At 73.6% G+C, this 18,273-nt stretch carries 18 protein-coding genes and 1 pseudogene; 5 read left to right on the top strand and 14 right to left on the bottom strand.

Features of this window, described 5'->3' with window-relative positions; all coding sequences use genetic code 11:
• Position 1: 1 nt before the first annotated feature.
• The 4 genes from ACFFXY_RS19395 to ACFFXY_RS19380 all read right to left on the bottom strand — a co-directional run bounded on the left by ACFFXY_RS19395 (position 2) and on the right by ACFFXY_RS19380 (position 5,366).
• A complete protein-coding gene (locus ACFFXY_RS19395) occupies positions 2-1,756 on the bottom strand; it encodes an ABC transporter ATP-binding protein (protein ID WP_382354305.1) in 1,755 nt (584 codons plus the stop codon).
• Positions 1,753-3,495 (bottom strand): ABC transporter transmembrane domain-containing protein, encoded by a 1,743-nt coding sequence (locus ACFFXY_RS19390; protein ID WP_382354302.1) that lies wholly within the window; start codon positions 3,493-3,495, stop codon positions 1,753-1,755. The genes ACFFXY_RS19395 and ACFFXY_RS19390 overlap by 4 nt, the downstream gene beginning before the upstream one ends.
• A 111-nt stretch (positions 3,496-3,606) precedes the next feature.
• A complete protein-coding gene (locus ACFFXY_RS19385) occupies positions 3,607-4,269 on the bottom strand; it encodes a response regulator transcription factor (RefSeq protein WP_382354299.1) in 663 nt (220 codons plus the stop codon).
• Positions 4,266-5,366: a sensor histidine kinase gene (locus ACFFXY_RS19380; protein WP_382354296.1), complete on the bottom strand. Its 1,101-nt coding sequence runs from the start codon at positions 5,364-5,366 to the stop codon at positions 4,266-4,268. Before ACFFXY_RS19380 ends, ACFFXY_RS19385 begins: the two co-directional genes overlap by 4 nt.
• A 146-nt stretch (positions 5,367-5,512) precedes the next feature.
• Here ACFFXY_RS19380 and ACFFXY_RS19375 point away from each other — a divergent pair, with 146 nt between their 5' ends.
• The 3 genes and pseudogenes from ACFFXY_RS19375 to proC form a co-directional block, all read left to right on the top strand.
• Positions 5,513-6,076, top strand: a complete 564-nt coding sequence (locus ACFFXY_RS19375; RefSeq protein WP_382354294.1) for a GNAT family N-acetyltransferase — start codon at positions 5,513-5,515, stop codon at positions 6,074-6,076.
• Complete coding sequence (locus ACFFXY_RS19370; RefSeq protein ID WP_382354291.1) at positions 6,067-6,552, top strand: DUF1990 domain-containing protein; 486 nt, start codon at positions 6,067-6,069, stop codon at positions 6,550-6,552. Before ACFFXY_RS19375 ends, ACFFXY_RS19370 begins: the two co-directional genes overlap by 10 nt.
• 66 nt (positions 6,553-6,618) lie before the next feature.
• Positions 6,619-7,338: pseudogene (gene proC, locus ACFFXY_RS19365) on the top strand (pyrroline-5-carboxylate reductase); the annotation flags it as partial.
• 66 nt (positions 7,339-7,404) lie between these two features.
• On the opposite strand, the gene ACFFXY_RS19360 reads toward proC, so the two are convergent.
• The 7 genes from ACFFXY_RS19360 to ACFFXY_RS19330 all read right to left on the bottom strand — a co-directional run bounded on the left by ACFFXY_RS19360 (position 7,405) and on the right by ACFFXY_RS19330 (position 13,969).
• Complete coding sequence (locus tag ACFFXY_RS19360) at positions 7,405-8,421, bottom strand: hypothetical protein (protein ID WP_382354288.1); 1,017 nt, start codon at positions 8,419-8,421, stop codon at positions 7,405-7,407.
• A gap of 112 nt (positions 8,422-8,533) precedes the next feature.
• Positions 8,534-9,682, bottom strand: a complete 1,149-nt coding sequence (locus ACFFXY_RS19355; protein WP_382354285.1) for a trypsin-like serine peptidase — start codon at positions 9,680-9,682, stop codon at positions 8,534-8,536.
• Between the two features lie 81 nt (positions 9,683-9,763).
• Complete coding sequence (locus tag ACFFXY_RS19350; protein WP_382354282.1) at positions 9,764-10,081, bottom strand: DUF4190 domain-containing protein; 318 nt, start codon at positions 10,079-10,081, stop codon at positions 9,764-9,766.
• Positions 10,082-10,155: 74 nt separating this feature from the next.
• The gene (locus tag ACFFXY_RS19345) at positions 10,156-11,076 is read right to left on the bottom strand and encodes an NAD-dependent epimerase/dehydratase family protein (RefSeq protein ID WP_382354280.1); all 921 of its coding nucleotides are present in this window, start codon (positions 11,074-11,076) and stop codon (positions 10,156-10,158) included.
• 32 nt (positions 11,077-11,108) lie between these two features.
• The gene (locus ACFFXY_RS19340; RefSeq protein ID WP_382354277.1) at positions 11,109-12,305 is read right to left on the bottom strand and encodes an FAD-dependent oxidoreductase; all 1,197 of its coding nucleotides are present in this window, start codon (positions 12,303-12,305) and stop codon (positions 11,109-11,111) included.
• Positions 12,306-12,325: 20 nt separating this feature from the next.
• Entirely contained in the window at positions 12,326-12,976 is a 651-nt protein-coding gene (locus ACFFXY_RS19335) for a PadR family transcriptional regulator (protein WP_382354274.1), read from the bottom strand.
• 63 nt (positions 12,977-13,039) lie between these two features.
• The gene (locus ACFFXY_RS19330) at positions 13,040-13,969 is read right to left on the bottom strand and encodes a GntR family transcriptional regulator (protein ID WP_382354271.1); all 930 of its coding nucleotides are present in this window, start codon (positions 13,967-13,969) and stop codon (positions 13,040-13,042) included.
• A gap of 161 nt (positions 13,970-14,130) precedes the next feature.
• On the opposite strand from ACFFXY_RS19330, the gene ACFFXY_RS19325 reads away from it, so the two are divergent.
• Positions 14,131-15,255, top strand: a complete 1,125-nt coding sequence (locus tag ACFFXY_RS19325; protein ID WP_382354268.1) for an FAD-dependent monooxygenase — start codon at positions 14,131-14,133, stop codon at positions 15,253-15,255.
• Between the two features lies 1 nt (position 15,256).
• On the opposite strand, the gene ACFFXY_RS19320 is transcribed toward ACFFXY_RS19325, so the two are convergent.
• Entirely contained in the window at positions 15,257-16,105 is an 849-nt protein-coding gene (locus ACFFXY_RS19320; RefSeq protein ID WP_382354265.1) for an SDR family NAD(P)-dependent oxidoreductase, read from the bottom strand.
• Positions 16,106-16,199: 94 nt separating this feature from the next.
• Between ACFFXY_RS19320 and ACFFXY_RS19315 the strand changes: the two genes are divergently transcribed.
• Positions 16,200-16,760 (top strand): TetR/AcrR family transcriptional regulator, encoded by a 561-nt coding sequence (locus tag ACFFXY_RS19315; protein WP_382354262.1) that lies wholly within the window; start codon positions 16,200-16,202, stop codon positions 16,758-16,760.
• On the opposite strand, the gene ACFFXY_RS19310 is transcribed toward ACFFXY_RS19315, so the two are convergent.
• Positions 16,757-17,842, bottom strand: coding sequence for a caspase, EACC1-associated type (locus ACFFXY_RS19310; RefSeq protein ID WP_382354259.1), 1,086 nt, complete (start codon positions 17,840-17,842; stop codon positions 16,757-16,759). The two genes, ACFFXY_RS19315 and ACFFXY_RS19310, sit on opposite strands and share 4 nt — an antisense overlap.
• 2 nt (positions 17,843-17,844) lie before the next feature.
• A complete protein-coding gene (locus tag ACFFXY_RS19305) occupies positions 17,845-18,219 on the bottom strand; it encodes an effector-associated constant component EACC1 (RefSeq protein ID WP_382354257.1) in 375 nt (124 codons plus the stop codon).
• Between the last annotated feature and the right edge of the window lie 54 nt (positions 18,220-18,273).

Below are 18,273 nucleotides of genomic sequence, written 5' to 3'. Positions count from 1 at the left end.
CTCAGCCGTGCCAGCGCCGCCACAGCGCCGCATAGGACCCGCCCGCGGCGATGAGCTCGTCGTGCGAGCCCAGCTCGGTGATCCGGCCCCGCTCCACGACCGCGACGCGGTCGGCGTCGTGCGCGGTGTTGAGCCGGTGCGCGATGCTCACCACCGTGCGGCCCTTCAAGATCCGGTTGAGACCCTGCTCGATGTCGCTGGCCGCGTTGGGGCTGAGCATCGAGGTGGCCTCGTCGAGGACGATCACCTCCGGGGCCGCGAGGATCACCCGCGCGAGCGCCACCTGCTGCACCTCGGCGGGGGTGAGCGCGTGGTCGCGCCCGCCGACCTTCGTGTCCAGGCCCTCGGCGAGCCGCCCCGGCAGGCCGCCCGCGCCGACGACCGTGAGGGCCTCCCGCAGCTGGTCGTCGCTCGCGCCGGGCGCGCCGAGGCGCAGGTTCGACGCGAGCGTGTCGTTGAACAGGTGGTACTCCTGCGTCGCGAGGATGACGAAGCGCCGCAGGGCCGCCTCGCCGATCCCGTCGGCCTCGGCCCCGCCGATGCGCACGGCCCCCCGGTCGGGCCGGTGGATGCCCGCCATGATCCGCGCCAGCGTGGACTTCCCGGCGCCGGTCGGGCCCACGAGCGCGAGCCGCTCGCCGCGCCGCAGCGCCAGGTCCACGCCGGTGAGCACCGGCTTCTGCGGGTCGTACCCGAACGTGACGCCCTTGAGCTCCACGATCTCGTCCGAGTCCCGCTCCGGCTCGGCCGTCCCGCCCGCCGCCCGCTCCCCGCGCACCCCGATGAGCCGCGCGAGCGAGATGCTGCCGTTCTGGACCCACTCCAGCGACAGGATCATCTCGATCGACGGCGCCACCGCCATCTGCATGACGAGCACCACCGTCGTGGTCTGCGCGATCGTCAACTGCCCGTTCGCGGTCAGGATGCCGCCCAGGAGCAGCGTCGTCAGGCACGGCAGGAACGCCGAGAAGTCGAGCACCGGGAACAGCTTGCCGCGCAGGCGCATCGAGTCGAACTGGGCGTCGAGCAGCCGGTCGATGGCCCGGTCGGTGTGCGCGATGCGCCGCCGCTGCCAGCCGAGCGCCTCCACGGTCTTGACGCCGTCGATGGTCTCGGCCACCGCCGACGTCAGGTCCGCGCGTGCGGCCTGCACGGCGTGGAAGATCCGGAACGCCCGCCTGAAGTACCAGCGCATCACGATCACGATGGGCGGCACCGCGACCAGGATCGCGGCCCCGAGCACCGGCGAGACGGCGAACGCGCCCGCGACGTACACGGCCACCGTCACGAACCCGGTGAAGAACTGCGGCGCGGCCTGCACCAGCGAGTGCTGCACCTGCCCCACGTCCAGGCTCGTGCGCGACAGCAGCTCCCCGGTCCCGGCGGCCTCGACCTGCGCGGGCGGGAGCGCGAGCGTGCGCTCCATGAACTCCTCGCGCACGTCGGCGACGATCCGCTCCGACAGGACCGCGAGGTTCCGGTACGACGCCCACGTCAGGACCGCCTGCGCCAGCACCGAGACGAGGATCAGCGGGATCTGCCACACCAGGTCCGCGCCGGGGTCCCCGCCGCCGCCGCGCGCCCACGCGGCGAACGCGTCGGTCATCGCGCCCACGGTGTAGGGCGTGGCCATCCCCGCCAGGGCCGCCGTGACGATGAGGGCGGTGACGAGGAGGAAGCGGGCGCGGTGGCGCCCGATGAGGAGCCGCAGGTACGCGCGGGTCTCGGCCGGGGAGGCGATCGGCAGCGCGCTCACCGGGCGACCGCCGCCCGGTAGTCCTCGCGCTCAAGGAGATCGGCGTGCGTCCCCGAGGCCGCGTCCGCTCCGGTGCCGCGCCCTTCCCGGAGGAACACGACCCGGTCGCACACCGCCAGCAGCTGCGGCGCGTTCGTGACGATCACCGTCGTCCGTCCTTTCCTGTGCCTCGCGAGGCGTTCGGCGATTCGCGCCTCGGTCTGGGCGTCGCACGCGCTGGCGGGGTCGTCGAGGATGAGGATCTCCGGGTCGGCCAGGAGCGCCCGCGCGAGGATGAGGCGCTGGCGCTCGCCGCCGGAGAAGTTCCGGCCCCGCTCGCCCGCGACGGTGCCCAGGTCGTACCCGGCGGCGGGGACCTCGTCGCGCTCCAGGAGCGAGGGGTCCACGCCGACGATGTCCACCGCCGAGGCGGTGTGCAGGGCCCGCATGATGTCGGCGTCGGTGCGCTTCCCGTCGACGTCGAGCTGGTCGCGCAGCGGCCCGCTGAAGAGCTGGGCGCGCGCCTCCATGAGGTGGACGCGGGCGCGGACCTCCGCGGTGTCGAAGGCCGCCAGGGGGACCGCGCCGATGAGCGCGGGCTCGTCGCCGTACCCGCCGAGCCGGTCGAGGACCCCGGTCGCGCCGAGCCCGTCGGCGGTCGCGATCCCGGTGGTCAGGCCCGGTTCGATCCGCGCCCCGCTGACCGGGTCCTCCAGCGCCGCGCCCGCGGGCCAGGGGACGCCGCTCCCCTCGGACGGCTCGGGGTGCTCGTCCTGGAGCCGCCGGAACCGCGACGAGGCCACCACGGCCTTCGTGAACGCGTCCACGCCCTGGATCGTGTACCCCAGCGGCCTGGTCAGGGCGATGAGGTACCCGAACAGGGCCGCGAACTCCCCGGCCGTGACCGTCCCCTCCAGCGTCAGGACCGCGCCCAGCCACAGCACGGCCACCAGCAGCGTCCCCGGCAGCGCGAGCCGCGCCAGCTCCAGGAGCGCCGCGGTCCGGCGCACCGCGATGCCCGCCTCCATCGACGCGCGCGAGGCCGCCCGGTAGCGGCCGGCGAAGTGCGCCTCGCCGCCGATGCCGCGCAGGACCCGCAGGCCCGCGACGGCGTCGGTGCCGATCCCGGTCTGCTCGCCGATGCGCGACCGCAGCTCGCGCCCGCGCGCTTCGAGCCGGAAGAACAGCGGCCGCAGCGACGCGAACATCGCCGGGACGCCCACGCCCACCGCGAGCACGAACCACCACGACATGCCCGCCAGGATCGTGAGCGCGAGGGCGAACGCCAGCAGCGCGGACGCGAGGCGCCCGAACATCATCGACAGCGCCGCGAGCGCGTGCGAGTCGGCCGCGGAGATCGCCACCAGCTCGCCCGCGTCCGCCCGGGCCCGCAGCCGCGAGCCGACCGCGACGACGGTGTCCACCAGGCGCCGCTGCACCCGGAAGTCCGAGTCCATCTGGTTGTACATCATGTACACGAAGCTCGCGACGCCCGTGGCCGTCGCGATCCCGATGCACACCGCGAGCGCGCCCGACCACCAGTACAGGGCCTCCCGGTCGCCGCCGACGAGCCCGTCGTCGATGGCCCGGCCGACCACGTACGGCACGAACTGCTGGCAGCCCAGGAACGCGAACGACACGAGCGTGCTCGTCAGGAGGGTGCGCCACTGGGACTTGAAGAGCCACCCGATGACGGCGGCGGCGTCGTTGGGGTGCGCGAGCGGCCCGCCGGGGTCGCGCGGGGGAGTGAAGCGTGCCATGCGGCTGCGCCTTTCAAGGTGTGCTGCGGCTGCGTCGAGGCAACGACAGGCACCCTACGCCCCGTCCATCACGAACCGGAAGCGATTTTCCAACGGTTGGAAGAAGCGGACTCAGTCCACCAGCCCGGCATCGCTGACCAGCAGCGCGAGCTGCACCCGGTTGTTCAGCCCCAGCTTCGCGAGCGCCGCCGACACGTGCGTCTTCACCGTCGGCACGCTCAGGTGCAGGGCCGCCGCGATCTCCGCGTTCGACCGGCCCCGGCCCACCTCCGCGGCCACCTCGGCCTCGCGGTTGTTCAACGCCCGCAGCCGCTCGCGCGCCGGGCCCCGCCGGTCGCCGGCGCCGCCGCCGACCGCCAGCCCGATGAGCCGCCGCGTCACCTCCGGCGACAGGACCGGCTCCCCGGCCGCCACCTTCCGCACGGCCGCGACGATCTCGGCGGGCGGCGTGTCCTTGAGCAGGAACCCGCCCGCGCCCGCGCGCAGCGCCCGCCGCACGTGCCCGTCCGCCTCGAACGCCGTGAGCACCAGGACCTCCGGCGCGCCCGGGACGGCCCGCAGCCGCTCCGTCGCCGCCAGCCCGTCCACCCCGGGCATGTGCAGGTCCATGAGCACCACGTCCGGCCGCACCTCGGCCACCAGGCCCGGGACCCCCGCGCCCGACCCGGCCTCGCCGACGACCTCGACGTCCCCGGCCCCGCCGAGGATCAGCCGCAGCCCGGCCCGCACCAGCGGATCGTCGTCAACGACCAGGACCTTCACGCGCTCGCTCATGCCGTCCAGGGTAGCCACGCCCGCACCTTCCATCCGCCTTCGCCGACCGGCCCGTACTCCAGCCGCCCGCCCGCCAGAGCGATCCGCTCCTCCAGCCCGATGAGCCCGTGCCCCGAGCCCGGCCCGGTGTCGCGCCCCGGCCCGTTCACCACCGCGACCTCCAGCCCCTCGCCGGGCCCGCCCGAGACCGCGACTTCGACCGCCGCGCCCTCGGCGTGCTTGCGCGCGTTCGTCAGCGCCTCCTGCACCACCCGGTACGCCGTCCGCCCCGACCGCTCCGGCGCCTCGCCCTCCGCGGTGGACGAGAACGCGATCCGCGAGCCCGGCCGCGCCTCCTCCACGAGCGCCCGCAGGTCCGCCATCGACGGCTGCGGCAGCTCCCCGATGGGCGCGCGCAGCACCGCGATCACCTCCCGCAGGTCCCGCATCGCCAGGTGCGACTGCTCCCGCACCACGCCCGCCGCGCCCTTGAGCTCGTCGGGGGAGAGGTCCGAGCGGTACTCCATCGCCCCCGCGTGCAGGCTCAGCAGCGACAACCGGTGCCCCAGCAGGTCGTGCAGCTCCCGCGCCAGCTCCTCCCGCGCCCGCTGGCGGGCCCGCTCGCGCTCGTCCCGCTCCTGCTCGGCCGCCCGCGCCCGCAGCGCCCGCCGGTACCGCGTGACCATGCCCCAGCCCGCGACGCCCCCGTACAGGGCCGCCGCGAACACCAGGTTCCCGACGATCCCGAGCTCCTGCGGGCGCACCAGCGCGTACACCGCCGAGCCCGCGAACGCCGCCCCGAAGACCCACACCGCCGTCTTCAGCGGCCGCCGCACCACCACCGCGAACAGCAGGACCAGCAGCGGGAACGCGATCGTCTCCGAGAACGTCGACAGCGCCGCCGCCGCGAGCCCCGCCTGCACCGGCCACCGCCGCCGCAGCCACAGCAGCCCCAGCCCCGCGATCCCCGCCACCTGGTCCGCCTCGAACAGCCACGCCGGCGACGGCACCCCCAGCCGCACCCGGTCCCCGCTGATGTACAGCCACGCCAGCACCCCCACCGCGAACAGCGCCGTATCCGCCGCCCACCCCCGCGCCCCGCGCCGCTCCCTCGCCATCGCCCGAACCTATCCGCCCCACCCGCCCCCTCCAACGCTCCACCCCCGATCCCATACCGAAGTCGCCCCACCCCATCCGAAGGTCGCGCCGGGTTTTGGGTGGGGGGTTAGGCTCGGGCGGTCGGGGTCTGTGCGGGAGGGGGATCATGCTGGGACGGCCGCCTGCTGCGCCTGCGATCAGTCTGAGGCCCATTGCGCCGGAGGACGCGGAGGTGGTGGCCGCGTTGCGGACGGCGAGTCGGGGGTTGTTGTCGCGGTGGGAGCCCGATGAGGACGATGCGTCGTACACGCTGGCGGGGGTGCGGGACGCGATCGAGGCGGCGCTGGCGCGGACGGCGGCGGGGACCGGGCGGTCGTATGTGATCCTCGACCGGGGGCGGCCCGTCGGCGGGCTGCTGCTCAACACGATCGTGCAAGGGCCGTACATCCGCACGTGCTCGGTGGGGTACTGGGTGGCCGCGGCCGAGACGGGGCGGGGGATCGCCACGGAGGCCGTGCGGCTCGCGAAGACGATCGCGTTCGAGGAGCTCGGGCTCGACCAGGTCCGCGCCGAGACGCTTCCCGACAATCTGGCCTCGCAGAAGGTATTGGCCCGCAACGGCTTCCGCCGACTGGGCATCACCCCCTGCTACTCGCTGGCGACGGGCCGCCTGCGCGACCACGTGCTGTTCGAGGCCCCCAACCCCCGATCGGAGCCCCGATGGAACTGAACTACCCCGAGGTGGGCGCCACCCGCGCCGGCCCGATGCCGCCCGGCTACCGCCACCTCGAACGCACGGCCGTCCTGGACGCGCCGCTCGCGGAGCCCGCCGAGATCCTCATGACCTGGGGCCTGCACGAGCGCTGCGGCCTGCACCCGGAGGCGACCGGGCCGCGCGCGGCCGTCGGCGTCGAGGTCGCGCTCCGCTTCGCCGGGGTCCTGAAGATCCCGTGCCGGGTGGTGTGGGCCGAGGAGTCGCCGGCGTTCACCGGCTTCGGGCACGGTTCGCTCCCGGGCCACCCCGAGCGCGGCGAGGCCGCGTTCGTGCTCGAAGCGGAGGGAGACCGCACGCGGTTCACGGTCCGCTCGTTCTCGGTGCCCGGGACGCTCGCCAGCCGCCTCGCGGCGCCCGCGGCCCGCGCGATCCAGGCCCGCGCCACCGACCGGTGGCTGACGGCGATGGCGGAAGCGCTCCGTTCGGCCTGATTCGTCCGAAACGCTGAGCGCGGTGGGGCGGGCCCGTTACATTGCGGCTCTGGGAGGAGGTGCGTCATGGACATTGCGATACTGGGCGTCGGCCATCTCGGGGAGGCCGTGCTCATCGGCCTGCTCGAATCGGGGATGCCGCCCGCGCAGATCTGGGCGACCGCGCTGCCCGCCGAGCGGGCCGCGGTGCTCGCCGACGCGTACGGTGTCGAGGTCGGCACCGACAACGCGAGCGCCGTCGCCGAAGCCGACGTGGTGCTCCTGGCCGTCCGCCCCGGGGCCGTCGAGGGCGTCCTGGACGAGATCGCCCCGGCCCTCGAAGGGGACGCGGTCGTCGTGTCCCTCGCCGCGGGCGTCCCGCTGCGGACCATGGCCCGGCACCTCCCCGAGGGCGTGACCGCCGTGCGCGCCATGACGAACATCGCCGCCCGCGCCCGCGAGGCCGCGACCGCGCTGACCGCCGCCGACGGCACCGACCTGACCGAGATCGAGGACCTGTTCGACCGCGTCGGCGTCACCGTCACGGTCGAGGAGCCGATGATGGACCTGATCACCGCCGTGGGCGGCTCGGGCCCGGCGTTCCTGTTCTACCTCGCCGACGCGATGACCACCGCGGCCGTCGAGGGCGGCATGGACCCGCACGCCGCGCGCGTCATGGTCGACCAGATGCTCCTGGGCGCGTGCCTGCACTTGCAGTCGAGCGACCGGCCCGCGGCCGAGCTGCTGGACGACATCACCACGCCCGGCGGGACCACCGCCGCCGCACTGGACGTCCTCAACGCGGCGGCCGTGGACGACACCGTCAAGCGCGCGGTCGGCGCGGCCGCCAGGCGCGGCCGCGACCTCGCCCCGTTAGGCCGTTTCCGCTTGCGCCCGTTCGCGGCGCAGGACCATCGCCCCGACCGCGGCCACCACGACGACGATCGCCGCGATGAGCATCACCAGGTAGGACCCCTTGAGGCCCGAGGTGAACGCGTCGTATGTGAGCGGCGCGAACGAGGCGTCCCCGGCCTGCTTCACGAACTCCTCGCGCACCTTCGAGAGCGCGAACAGCGCCGTCCCCGCGAGGACCGCGGCGAGCAGGCCCACCACGAGCGCCGCCACCCACCGGCGCGGCGCCACGAGCACCGCGACCACCAAGAGCGCCAGCGCGATCCACGGCAGCCACGTGGCGGCCCACTTGAGCTGGTCGGTGCGCTCCTGGAGCTCGGGCACCTGGTCGGAGTCGACGAGGACGTACTGCGCGTCGATGGCGGGGATGTCGGCGGCATAGGCGAAGTCGTTCTCCGCCAGGCGCTCCTTGACGACCTCCACGACCTTCCCCAGGTCCAGCGTCAGCGTGTTCCCTTCGGCCACAAGCGAACCGGTGTTGTCCCCTTCGAGGGCCGACACGAGCGAGGAGTGCGCCTCGGTCACGGCCGCGTCCCACACCTTCAGGAACGCCGGGCTCGCCACGAACTCGTTGACCTCGGTCTCGATGTAGGCGCGCAGGCTCTCGGCGGCGGAGGCGATGAGGTCCTTGACGTACGCGGGCGGGTTCTCGACGCCGACCCAGCCCGACGCCTGCTGCGTGATCGAATCAACGTCGATGGCGTTCGCGATCTCGTTCGTGACCATCGTGGCGATGGCGGCCTGGACCTGCTCGTCCTCGGCGATGACGTCGGTGCGCTCCACGAACCGGTCGGTCGTCAGCAGCTCCAGCCGCGCGTAGTAGGCGGCGACCGCGCCGGTCACGGCGACGACGGCGAGCACGCACGCGAGCATCGCCACGACCCACCGGACCGCGCCCCACACCCCGCGCCGCACGCCGCCCCCGGCGTCCTCATCCGCGGCCGCGGCCGCGGGCTCTTCGGTCGGCGTCTCGCTCACGGGAACCTCCACATCGACTGATCATCACCATAACCAGCGCAAACGTGCGGCGCCGGGAAACGGAACGGGCGGCCGGGGGAGTGCCCCGCCGCCCGCGTCCGCGAAACGTCCGTCAGTAGTCGTCGTCCAGGTGCGCCCGGATGTACGGGTACACGCGGTCCATGCGGACCGCCTGGTTCGGGCACCCGCCCAGGTGGTGCAGGCCGATCACCTTCCCCGTGGACCGGTCGATCACGGGCGAGCCGGAGGACCCGCCCTCGGTGTCGCACAGGTAGTCGAGGTCGGTGTTCCAGCCGCGGCCGTGCACCGACGGGTCGAGGACCTGGCAGCGCGAGCCCTGCGGCTCCGAGGAGCTGTCGGCGGCGATGCGGCGCGGCTTCCCGGCCGGGTGGCCGGGGATGAAGACCTTCTCGTTCGCCTGCGCGCCGCCGGTCGCGATCGGCAGGGCCGGGAGGTCGGCGAGCGCCTCGGGGTCGTCCACGGTGAACAGCGTGAAGTCCAGCGTGTAGTCGGTGGCGAGGACGCTCGCGCCGCTCACCTTGATCGGGTCGTGCGTCTCGCGGTCGCCGCACGCGACGCACTCGAAGCCGAACTGGACCTCGGTGCCCCGGGCCTGCGCGTCGGTGCTGAAGCAGTGGTTGTTGGTGAGGAAGCGGTTGTACCCGGCCTTCCAGCCGGTGCAGTACGCCTCGCCGCCGATGATGAGCCGGGCGACGGACTGCGCCGCGTCGTACATGAGCGGCTCGGAGTCCTTGTAGCAGGGCGCGCTGCGGGAGTCGTCGCGCCCGCAGACGCTCTCGGGGGACGGCTCGTCGGCGACGGGCCGCGTGTCCAGCTCCGCGTCGGTCAGGCCCCGCGAGTACTCGGCGACGCGCGCCGCGGCGGTCGTCCCGTCGGGCCGGTCGTCGAGCACGACTTCGGCGGCGTCCCCTTCGACCGAGAGCGCCCACAGGCCGCCGTCGCGGACGTCGGCCGGGCCGTAGCGGCGGGACTCGCCGCCGTCGGGGCGCTCGACGGTGATGGTGTCGCGCTCGCCGAGGACGACGTCCTCGAAGTGGACCTTGATGAACGCGGCGTCGTCGTGGGCGATCTGCTGCCGGACGCCCGCCTGGACGGCGACGGCGACCGGGGAGACGCGCGCGATCTGGTCGGCCCGGTACTGCGGGGCGGCCTGGGCCGGGGCCGCGGCGAGCACGGCCGCCGCAGCGACAGTGCCCGCCGCGAAGGCGAGCACTGTCCTTTTCGTCCTGTTCGATGCCATGGCCCCGAAGCGTAGGCGAACGCCGCGGCGGCGGCGGGGGATCGGGGAAATCGGGCGGGGCCGCGGCCCCGCCCGGGACTCCTAGTTGTAGTGCTCGTTCCAGTCCTGGCGCCACTCGTCCCAGTTCGCGAAGATGCCTCCGGCGATGCCGATGACGATGAGCAGGATGAACGCGATGATCGAGATCCACCCGAGGATGATCGCGGCCTTCGCGAGCCCCTCGCCGGAGTTGTTGCGGCGCGTGATCTGGCCCTTGGCGACGTAGCCGAAGATCAGCCCGAGGATGCCGATCGGGCTGCACCAGCCGACGATCGCGAGGACGAACGCCGCGATCGCGAGCCCGTTCATCTCCCGGGGCGCCCGCGCCGGTGCGCCGGCCTGTCCGTATTCCTGCGTCATGGTGCCCTCCATTGAAGACGGAAATGTGCGCAGTGTACGAAGCCCCGGTGCCCGGTTTCTCCCTTTTCGCGGAATCAGGCCTGGGCGCGGAACCACTTGAGGGTCGCGGCCACGGCCTCCTCGTGCGGGGTCAGGGGCGGGTCGCCGAACGCGGCCCGGAACGCGGTGTCGTCCACGACCCAGTCGCGGTCGCGCTGGTACCAGGTCTCGCCGAGCTCCTTGACGACCGGGTTGACCAGGCCGAGGACCCGCTGCATGCCGCGGCGCAGCGCGGCGTTGCGCGCCCGGCCGCCCGCGGCGTCCCACACCATGTCCAGGAACTCCGTCCCGGTGGGCGCGGCGAGGACCGGCAGGTGCCACGCCTGCCCGTCGGCCTCGGGGCGCTCGCCGAGGGTGACGAGCCCGGCGGCGATGTCGGGCAGGTAGGAGACGGTGTGGAGCACGTCGGGGTCGCCGATCCAGCGGGCCGTCTTCCCGGCCGCGGCGGCGGCGAAGATCGTCGGCCCGAGGATGGTGTTGACCCCGCGGGGTCCGAAGTAGTCGGAGGCGCGGCCGAGGCTGGCGCGCACGCGGCCCTCGCGGTGGGCGGCGAGGATCATCTCCGCGACCTTCGCGCGGGCCCGGCCCTTCGGGTTGGCGGCCGCGTACGGGAGGTCTTCTCCCATGGGGCCCTTGACGGGTCCGTACATGTACAGGTTGTCGGCCATGACGAGGCGGGACCCGGCCCGCTCGACGGCGCTGAGGACCGCGTCGGTGAACCCGGGGAACTCCGCGGCCCACCGCGCGTACGGCGGCTGCGCGCACTGGTAGACGACGGCGGCGCCCTCGCACGCGGCGGCCGCGCCGTCGGGGGTGGTGACGTCGGCGGCGAGCCCGTCGGGGCCGGCGCCGCCGCGGCTCACGGCCCGCACGCGGTGGCCGCGGGCCCGCAGCTCGTCGGCGACGGCGCCGCCGATGGCGCCGGTCGCGCCGAGGACGACGTGAAGATCGGTCATGGGGACTCCCGGTTCGTCGTGGATGGAACCGTTTATACCCCTGCCGCGACCCTGGCGTCCCAGTCGAGGCGGTGGCGCTGGATCGGACCGAGGGTCTTCTCCGGGTCCATCGCGGTCTTGAGCACGAGCGGCATGAGGAGCGGCATGACGGCCTGCGCGAACGGGCCGGGGGCCTTCGCGCGGTTGATCTTCGCGGCGTTCGCGGCGATGCCCTCGACGCGGGCGCGCCGCAGCCGCACGTACGCGGCGAACGCCTCGGGCACCGGGAGGTCCCGCAGGCACCGCGCCAGCTCGATGCCGCTCTCGACGGCGAGCGAGGCACCCTGCCCGGAGCTGTTCGACGGCGCGTGGACGCTGTCGCCCACCAGGACCGCGCGCCCGCGGTGCCACACCGGCACGCTCGGCATGATCCACAGCGAGCCGTGCCCGAGGAGCCGCTCCGGCGGGGTGCGGCGCAGCAGCTCGGCCCCGGGGTCGTCGTCCCCGTACAGCTCCAGCAGCCGCGCCAGCCACGCCTCGTTCGCCCTCGCGCGGACCTCCTTGATCGACATGGGGTCCGGGTGCGGCAGGTTGACGCCCCACCGGGTGCCGCCCTGCGCCAGGCGCCAGTACAGGTAGTACCCGCGCCTGCCGAACGCGAAGTTCATGACCTCGGGGCCCACCGGCACCTCGTGGTCGGAGACCGCCTCGAACGAGAGCATCCCCGTGTACCTCGGGCCGGGGTTCGCGGGGTCGATGAGGCTCCGCACGGTCGAGTACAGGCCGTCGGCGCCCACGACGACGTCGGCCCCCGCCTCGCTCCCGTCGCTGAACACGGCGGTCGCGCCGTCCCCGTCCTCGCGGATCGACTCCAGGCGCTTCCCGAACGCGAACCGCACGCCCATGGCCTCGGCCCGCTCGTGGAGCACCCGGTGCAGGTCCGCCCGGTGGACCGTCCACATCGGCCCGACGTCGGGGAGCTGCGGCACGGAGAAGCGCCGGTTCCGGACGGTGAGGTCCTGGGCCGAGACCGGATCGCCGATCTCGGCGATGGCCTCGTCGGCGCCGAGGACGCCCAAGGCCCGCTTGCCGTTCGCGGCCAGCGCGAGCGTCCCGCCGACCCCTTCGGGCCGCCCGGGGTACGCCTCGTACACGGTGGCCTCGATCCCGGCCTTGGCCAGGGCCGCGGCGGTGACCGGCCCGGCCACGCCGCCGCCGATGACGACCGCGGTCGTCGCCTTCTTCGTCATGGTGGTCTCCTCGCGGGGTGTCAGGCGCGGTCGCCGGAGCGGTCTGCTGCGGGCTCCCATACGGCGGCGCCGCCGTCGAGGCCGCCTTGCTCGTGGAAGGCCCGCCACCGGTCGAGTTCGGGGAACGTGCCGGTGGCGAGTTCCGCGACGAGCGCGTAGATCCACTTGATCTCGGCGCGGGCCGTGGCGAGCGCGTACTCGTCCTCGATGAGGAACATGCGCGGGACGGTCCCCTTGACGCGGTGGAGTTCGCCCTCGTCGGAGGCGAGGCCGGTCTCCAGGGCCCGCAGCCGCCCGCGCAGGATCTCCACGACCTCGTCGGGCGGGAGGACGACCGCGACGGAGAGCCCGGCGCGGAAGCGGGTGTGGTCGCCGTCGGCGGTGGCGAGGAGCTCGCGCGTCCAGTCGGCGAGTTCGGCGCGGCCTTCGGCGGTGACGCGGTAGACGGTGCGCTCGGGCCGGTTGCCCTCGCGGGCGGTCCCGGCGGCCTCCAGGAGGCCGCGTTTCTCCAGGGCCGCGACGACCGAGTAGAGCGAGCCCCACTTGACCTTCATGTCGCGGTCCTTGCCCCACCCGCGGATGGCCTGGCCCATCTCGTAGGGGTGCATGGGTTTCGACGCCGCCACGGAGAGCACCGCGAGCGCCGTCAGGTTGCCGCGTCTGCCGGACATGCGACCTCCTCGGATCGATTACTCGATTCCGAGTATACGAGTTCGGGTAATCGCACGCAAGTGCTACTCCGAGCGGGCCGCGAGGGCCTCCACGCCGTCGAGGATCACCCCGAGGCCGAGCTCGAACAGCGCGTCGAGGTCCATATCGTAACCGTCCGACATGGACCCCGCGGGCCCGAAGAGGCGGGCGAAGTGCGGCACCGAGGACATGAACGCGTCGTCGCCGAACTTCGGCAGGTACTGGAGGTCGGTCCACTCCTCCGAGGAGACGCCCGAGAGCGACATCGCCTCGTCCTCGCGCTCCACGTTCACCGCCAGGCCCACCACGTGGGTGTACAGCAGCAGGTGCACGTCGAACTGCCGCCGCGGCGGCAGTCCGAGAGGCTCCAGCGCGCCGAGGAGCCGGTCCCCGAGCCGGATGATCCCCGGCAGCGGCAGCGGCCGGGTCAGCGGCTGGATGCGCCCCAGCCACGGGTGCGCGCGGTGCAGCCGCCACAGCTCCCGCGCGATCGACTCGACCTGCGCCCGCCACGGATCGGACTCCTCCACAGTGAACTCGCGCGAGCCGTACACGGTGTCGCCCATGAGCTCCACGAGCTGCTCCTTGTCCTCCACGAAGCGGTACAAGGACATCGGCGCCACCCCGCACCGCCCCGCCACCGCGCGCATCGAGACCGCCTCCAGCCCTTCGACGTCGGCGATCGCCACGGCCTCCTCGACCACGCGCGCCCGCGTCAGCTCCGCCGCGGGCTCGCCCCCCTTCGCCCCGCGCCGCGGCGCCACCACCGTCCCCGACCGCGGCCGGGTCACCACCAGGCCCTCCGACCGCAGCACGTCCAGCGCCTTCGTCGCTGTGGCGAGAGCCACACCGAATTCCTGGGCGACCTGCCGCGTCGAGGGCACCCGGTCGCCCGGCAGCAGCTCCCGGTCGGCGATGCGCCTGCTCAGCTCCCCGGCTATACGTGCGTACGGCGGTTCGATCGATGCGGCCACGGCGGCCCCTCCCTCGTGCTGTCCTACGACAGATCCTAGTGCGCCCCGGCCCTCCCCGCCCCCTCTGTACTAGGGCAGATCACGGGCGTATTTGCAGGTCAGAGCCGAATTTTCTACGGTGGTCCCAGTCAGCGCAGTACAACGTATCCCAGGAGCACGCCATGACCACCGTCCTCATCTCCGGTTCCTCCGTCGCCGGCACCGCCCTCGCCTACTGGCTCCGCGAGCAGGGCCTCACCCCCGTCGTCGTCGAGCGCGCCCCGGCCCTGCGCCGCGGCGGCCAGGCCGTCGACGTCCGCGGCGCGGCCCTCCACGTCCTTCGCCGCATGGGCCTCGAAGCCGCGGCCCGCGCCCTCAAGAACGAGTCCAAGGGCATGAACGTCCTCGACCCCGAAGGCAACGAGCTCATGCGCTCCGAGGAGTTCGCGCTCTCCTCCGGCGCCCTCGACTCCGAGGACGTCGAGATCCTCCGCGAAGACCTCGTGGACCTCGTCCACGCGAAGCTCGACGGCGTCGAGTACCTCTACGGCGACTCCATCACCGCGATCCGCGACGAATCCGACGGCGTCACCGTCGAGTTCGAGCACGCCGCCCCGCGCCGCTTCGACCTCGTCGTCGGCGCCGACGGCCTCCACTCCAACACCCGCCGCCTCGCCTTCGGCCCCGAAGCCGACTACATCCACCACCTCGGCACCTACCTCTCGGTCTTCAGCCAGGACAACTTCCTCGGCCTCGACCGGTGGCAGACCTGGTTCAACGACGGCGCCAACCTCGGCGGCTGCGCCATGACCGTCCGCGACAACAGCGAACTGCGCATCTTCCTCGGCTTCGGCTCCGACCCCATCGAGTACGACCACCGCGACACCGAGGCCCAGAAGGCCCTCGTCGCCGAGCACCTCACCGGGTTCGGCTGGAAGGTCCCGGAATTCCTGGAGCGCATGAAGACCGCCGACGACTTCTACTTCGACTCCATGGCGCAGATCAAGATGGACGCCTGGTCCGCCGGGCGCACCGTCCTCCTCGGCGACGCCGCCCACTGCGCCGCGCCCCTCTCCGGCCAGGGCACCAGCCTCGCCCTCGTCGGCGCGTACGTCCTCGCCTTCGAGCTGGGCCGCACCGCCGACCACGCGCTGGCCTTCGCCCGCTACGAGCGCCGCATGCGCCCCTTCGCCGAGGCCAACCAGGAGCTCGCCCACATCGACCGCACCAGGGTCGACCCCGAGGTCTCCACGCAGCGCCTCGACGCCGTCAAGAACGCGATCGACCTCGACGCCCTCGTCGACTAGCTCAGGCGCTCCCCGCCTCCACCCGCTCCAGGATCTGCTCGGTGAGCCGGTGGAGGCGGTTCGCCGCCTCCGGGTCGAAGTCCTTGCCGGTCAAGGGGAGCGGGGTGGTGCGGCGCCAGGCGGTGACGGGGGCGGCGGGCGGGGCGTCGATGAGGGCGGCCATGGGGACGATGGCCTTCTCGACCCTCTGGGCGAAGAGGGCGGCCATGGCGTTGGTGAGGGCCTTCTTGGGCTGGGGGAGCGGGTCGGCCATGCCGGTCTTGACGAACATCGGGTTGTAGACGACGTACTTGGCGCGGGTGAGGGGATGGCGGCGCGGGAAGTCCACGGCGAGCAGGTCGATGGAGCGGGACGCCTGCGTGGCGGCCTTCATGCCCTTGTACGGCTCGCGCTCGAACGACGTGTCGTCCCAGAAGATCCGCCCCGGGAACCCGCCGGGCGCGCCGAGGTTGAAGACCACGGGGGCCTCGGCCCGGTCCAGGAGCGGCACGAGGCCGTGGCCGATCACGAAGCGGCTCAGGTAGGACAGCGCGAACGTGTACTCCAGGCCGTCGGCGGTGAGCGTGCGCCGCTGCTGGAACCGCTGGGTCGCGAACACCAGGCCGTCGAGCCGCTCCTCCGAGGACTCGATCTCGGCGGTGACCGCGCGCATCCCGGCGACGGTGCTCAGGTCGGCCCGCAGGAACCGGGCCCGGTCGGCCGCGCCGAGCCGCGCGGCGGCCTCGGTGAAGGCCCGGCCCTTGGCCTCGCCGCTGGCGACGGCGACGACGCGGTCGCCCCGTCCCAGGAAGTGCAGGCCCAGGCCGCGGCCCATGCCGTCGGTGCCGCCGGTGATCAGGTAGGTGCGCACAGGGGTGCCGCCTCTCGTCGTATGTCATCGATCGATGACAAAGACTAGTCCGGGCCGCGCGATATGTCAACAAGTGAGGACTTATGCTGACTTCATGAACGCGCCCAAGCGCCGCGACCGCGCGGCCACCCGCTCCGCCCTCCTCGACGCCGCCCGCCGCCGCTTCGCCGAGCACGGCTTCGACGGCACCGGGGTGCGCGAGATCGCCGCCGACGCCGGGGTCGACGCGACGCTCATCTTCCGCTACTTCGGGTCCAAACAGGACCTCTTCGAGGCGGCGCTCACCTCCGAGGTCCCGGAGGGGCTGGGGGCGAAGGAGACCGGGCCGGTGGCGTTCGCCGACGCGCTCCTGAACGTCGTCCTGAGCGAGCGGGCCGGGGACGGCGGCGAGCATCCGCTGCTGCTCATGCTCCGCTCGGCCGGCCGCCCCGAGGTGCGCGCCCGCCTCCACGAGGAGGTCTGCGACGGCTACCTCGCCGACCTGGCGGACCGCTTCGACGGCGAGGACGCCGCGCTGCGCGCCGAACTCGTCGGCGCGCTCCTCCTCGGCATGGGCGTCATGCGCGCCGTCGTCGGCTCACCCGTGCTCCCCGAGGCCGACCCCGAGCGGGTGCGCGCCCGCGTGGCCGCGATGGTCGCCGCGCTCGAAAGCTAGACCCGGCCCCCCGCGACCGCCTGGCGCCGTTCGAGTTCGGCCTCGATGCGGTCCAGGAACGCGTCGACCTCCTTGACGTCGTAGCCCTCGCGCAGGCGCGTGGAGGTGAACATCGAGGTCCGCACGTCGTCGGGGGTGAGCCGCTGCGGCCCGGCCGCGGGCTCGACGAGCGCGAGCACCACCCTGTCCAGGAACGCGTCCACCTCGTCCTGGTCGTACCCCTCGGCAAGCTGCACCGCCGTGAACTTGACGCTGCGCACCTCGTCGGCCGTGACCACCGCGTCGGCGGACGGCGCGGGCGCCGGGACCGCCTGGCGCGCACGCGGTTCGGGCACCGCGACCTGCACCTGCTGCGGCGGCCCCTGGTGCCGGTTCGGCGCGAGCGCGAGCGTGTCGGCCTGGTGGGTGCCGGTCTTCTGCGGCTCGGGGAGGCCGCGAACCCGGGCGCGGTGCAGCAGCTCCGTGTAGATGTCGTTGAGCGTCAACAGGTCCCCTGCGCCGGCGACGCCCTCGTTCAGCACGTCCAGGAGCAGCCCGGTGAACGCGGTGTACCGCCCCTCGAACGCGTAGGACGGCGAGTTCGCGGGGGAGGAGGTCAGCGTGAAGCTGCCCCTGATCCGCAGCTGCCCGGTGAGGTCGGGGCCGAGCAGCGGCTCGATCGCGATGCCGGAGTAGCAGGAGTCGAGGACGACGACCTTCGTGGCGGCCCGCGCGTTCTGGATCGCCTTGTGCAGGAAGCGGAACGGGATGGCGCTCCACGGCAGGAGCGAGGGGGACGACTGCGGCAGCGCGAGGTTGAGCAGCCCGTCGCCGTCCACGAGCCCGTGCCCGCCGTAGTACACCAGCAGCAGGTCCTCGGCCGTGCGCGCCGCGTCCTCGACGGCCGCGCCGACCTCGGCCAGGTCGCGCGGGTTCACCAGCGCGCGGCAGTCGTCGCCCGTGATCCCGGCGTCCCGCGCCAGGGACTCCCGCAGGCCCTCCACGTTGTTGCGCGCGGCCGGGACGCGGTCGAGGCTCTCGTGCTCGTAGTCGGTCGTGCCGATGAGGAGGGCGCGCGAGCGCGCGCCGTCGGGCAGGCGCATCGCTATTCCCCGGGTTCGAGCGGCTTTTCGAGCGGCTTTTCGGGCGGCGTTTCGAGCCGCTTCGCGACCGACTTCGCCACCGGGCCCTTCGCGGAGATCCGCCAGTGCGTGCCGTCGGCGGCGCTCACCTCGACCTCGATCTGGGAGCGGCGCGAATCGATCCACACCGCGATCGTCCGCCCGAGCGCGTCCAGGCCCCCGGCGGCGATGCCCGCCAGCAGCACGTCCGTCGCGAAGCCCAGCTCGCCCTCGCGCGGCTCGGCGGGCTTGAAGTCGACCCGGCCCCGGTAGTCGTCCTCGCGGCTGAGCCACTTCCGCAGCAGCACCAGTTCCCCACGGGGGTCGTCGGAACCGGTCACGGTGAGTTCGGCGTCCATCGCCCGATTCTCCCAGACCGCCGCCACCGCCGCCGCTCCCGAGCCCGCGGAAGA

Source organism: Glycomyces mayteni, from assembly GCF_042428885.1.
In the GTDB taxonomy this organism is placed as follows: domain Bacteria; phylum Actinomycetota; class Actinomycetes; order Mycobacteriales; family Micromonosporaceae; genus Glycomyces; species Glycomyces mayteni.
Note: the sequence above shows the minus strand (reverse complement) of the source record. Positions and strands in the feature narration are given on the sequence as shown.

Bases quoted from the DNA above. Each gene is read 5' to 3' on its own strand.
- ACFFXY_RS19390 (WP_382354302.1), bottom strand. From the start codon at position 3,495: ATGGCACGCTTCACTCCCCCGCGCGACCCCGGCGGGCCGCTCGCGCAC.
- ACFFXY_RS19385 (WP_382354299.1), bottom strand. From the start codon at position 4,269: ATGAGCGAGCGCGTGAAGGTCCTGGTCGTTGACGACGATCCGCTGGTG.
- ACFFXY_RS19380 (WP_382354296.1), bottom strand. From the start codon at position 5,366: ATGGCGAGGGAGCGGCGCGGGGCGCGGGGGTGGGCGGCGGATACGGCG.
- ACFFXY_RS19375 (WP_382354294.1), top strand. From the start codon at position 5,513: ATGCTGGGACGGCCGCCTGCTGCGCCTGCGATCAGTCTGAGGCCCATT.
- ACFFXY_RS19370 (WP_382354291.1), top strand. From the start codon at position 6,067: ATGGAACTGAACTACCCCGAGGTGGGCGCCACCCGCGCCGGCCCGATG.
- ACFFXY_RS19355 (WP_382354285.1), bottom strand. From the start codon at position 9,682: ATGGCATCGAACAGGACGAAAAGGACAGTGCTCGCCTTCGCGGCGGGC.
- ACFFXY_RS19350 (WP_382354282.1), bottom strand. From the start codon at position 10,081: ATGACGCAGGAATACGGACAGGCCGGCGCACCGGCGCGGGCGCCCCGG.
- ACFFXY_RS19345 (WP_382354280.1), bottom strand. From the start codon at position 11,076: ATGACCGATCTTCACGTCGTCCTCGGCGCGACCGGCGCCATCGGCGGC.
- ACFFXY_RS19340 (WP_382354277.1), bottom strand. From the start codon at position 12,305: ATGACGAAGAAGGCGACGACCGCGGTCGTCATCGGCGGCGGCGTGGCC.
- ACFFXY_RS19335 (WP_382354274.1), bottom strand. From the start codon at position 12,976: ATGTCCGGCAGACGCGGCAACCTGACGGCGCTCGCGGTGCTCTCCGTG.
- ACFFXY_RS19325 (WP_382354268.1), top strand. From the start codon at position 14,131: ATGACCACCGTCCTCATCTCCGGTTCCTCCGTCGCCGGCACCGCCCTC.
- ACFFXY_RS19315 (WP_382354262.1), top strand. From the start codon at position 16,200: ATGAACGCGCCCAAGCGCCGCGACCGCGCGGCCACCCGCTCCGCCCTC.
- ACFFXY_RS19310 (WP_382354259.1), bottom strand. From the start codon at position 17,842: ATGCGCCTGCCCGACGGCGCGCGCTCGCGCGCCCTCCTCATCGGCACG.
- ACFFXY_RS19305 (WP_382354257.1), bottom strand. From the start codon at position 18,219: ATGGACGCCGAACTCACCGTGACCGGTTCCGACGACCCCCGTGGGGAA.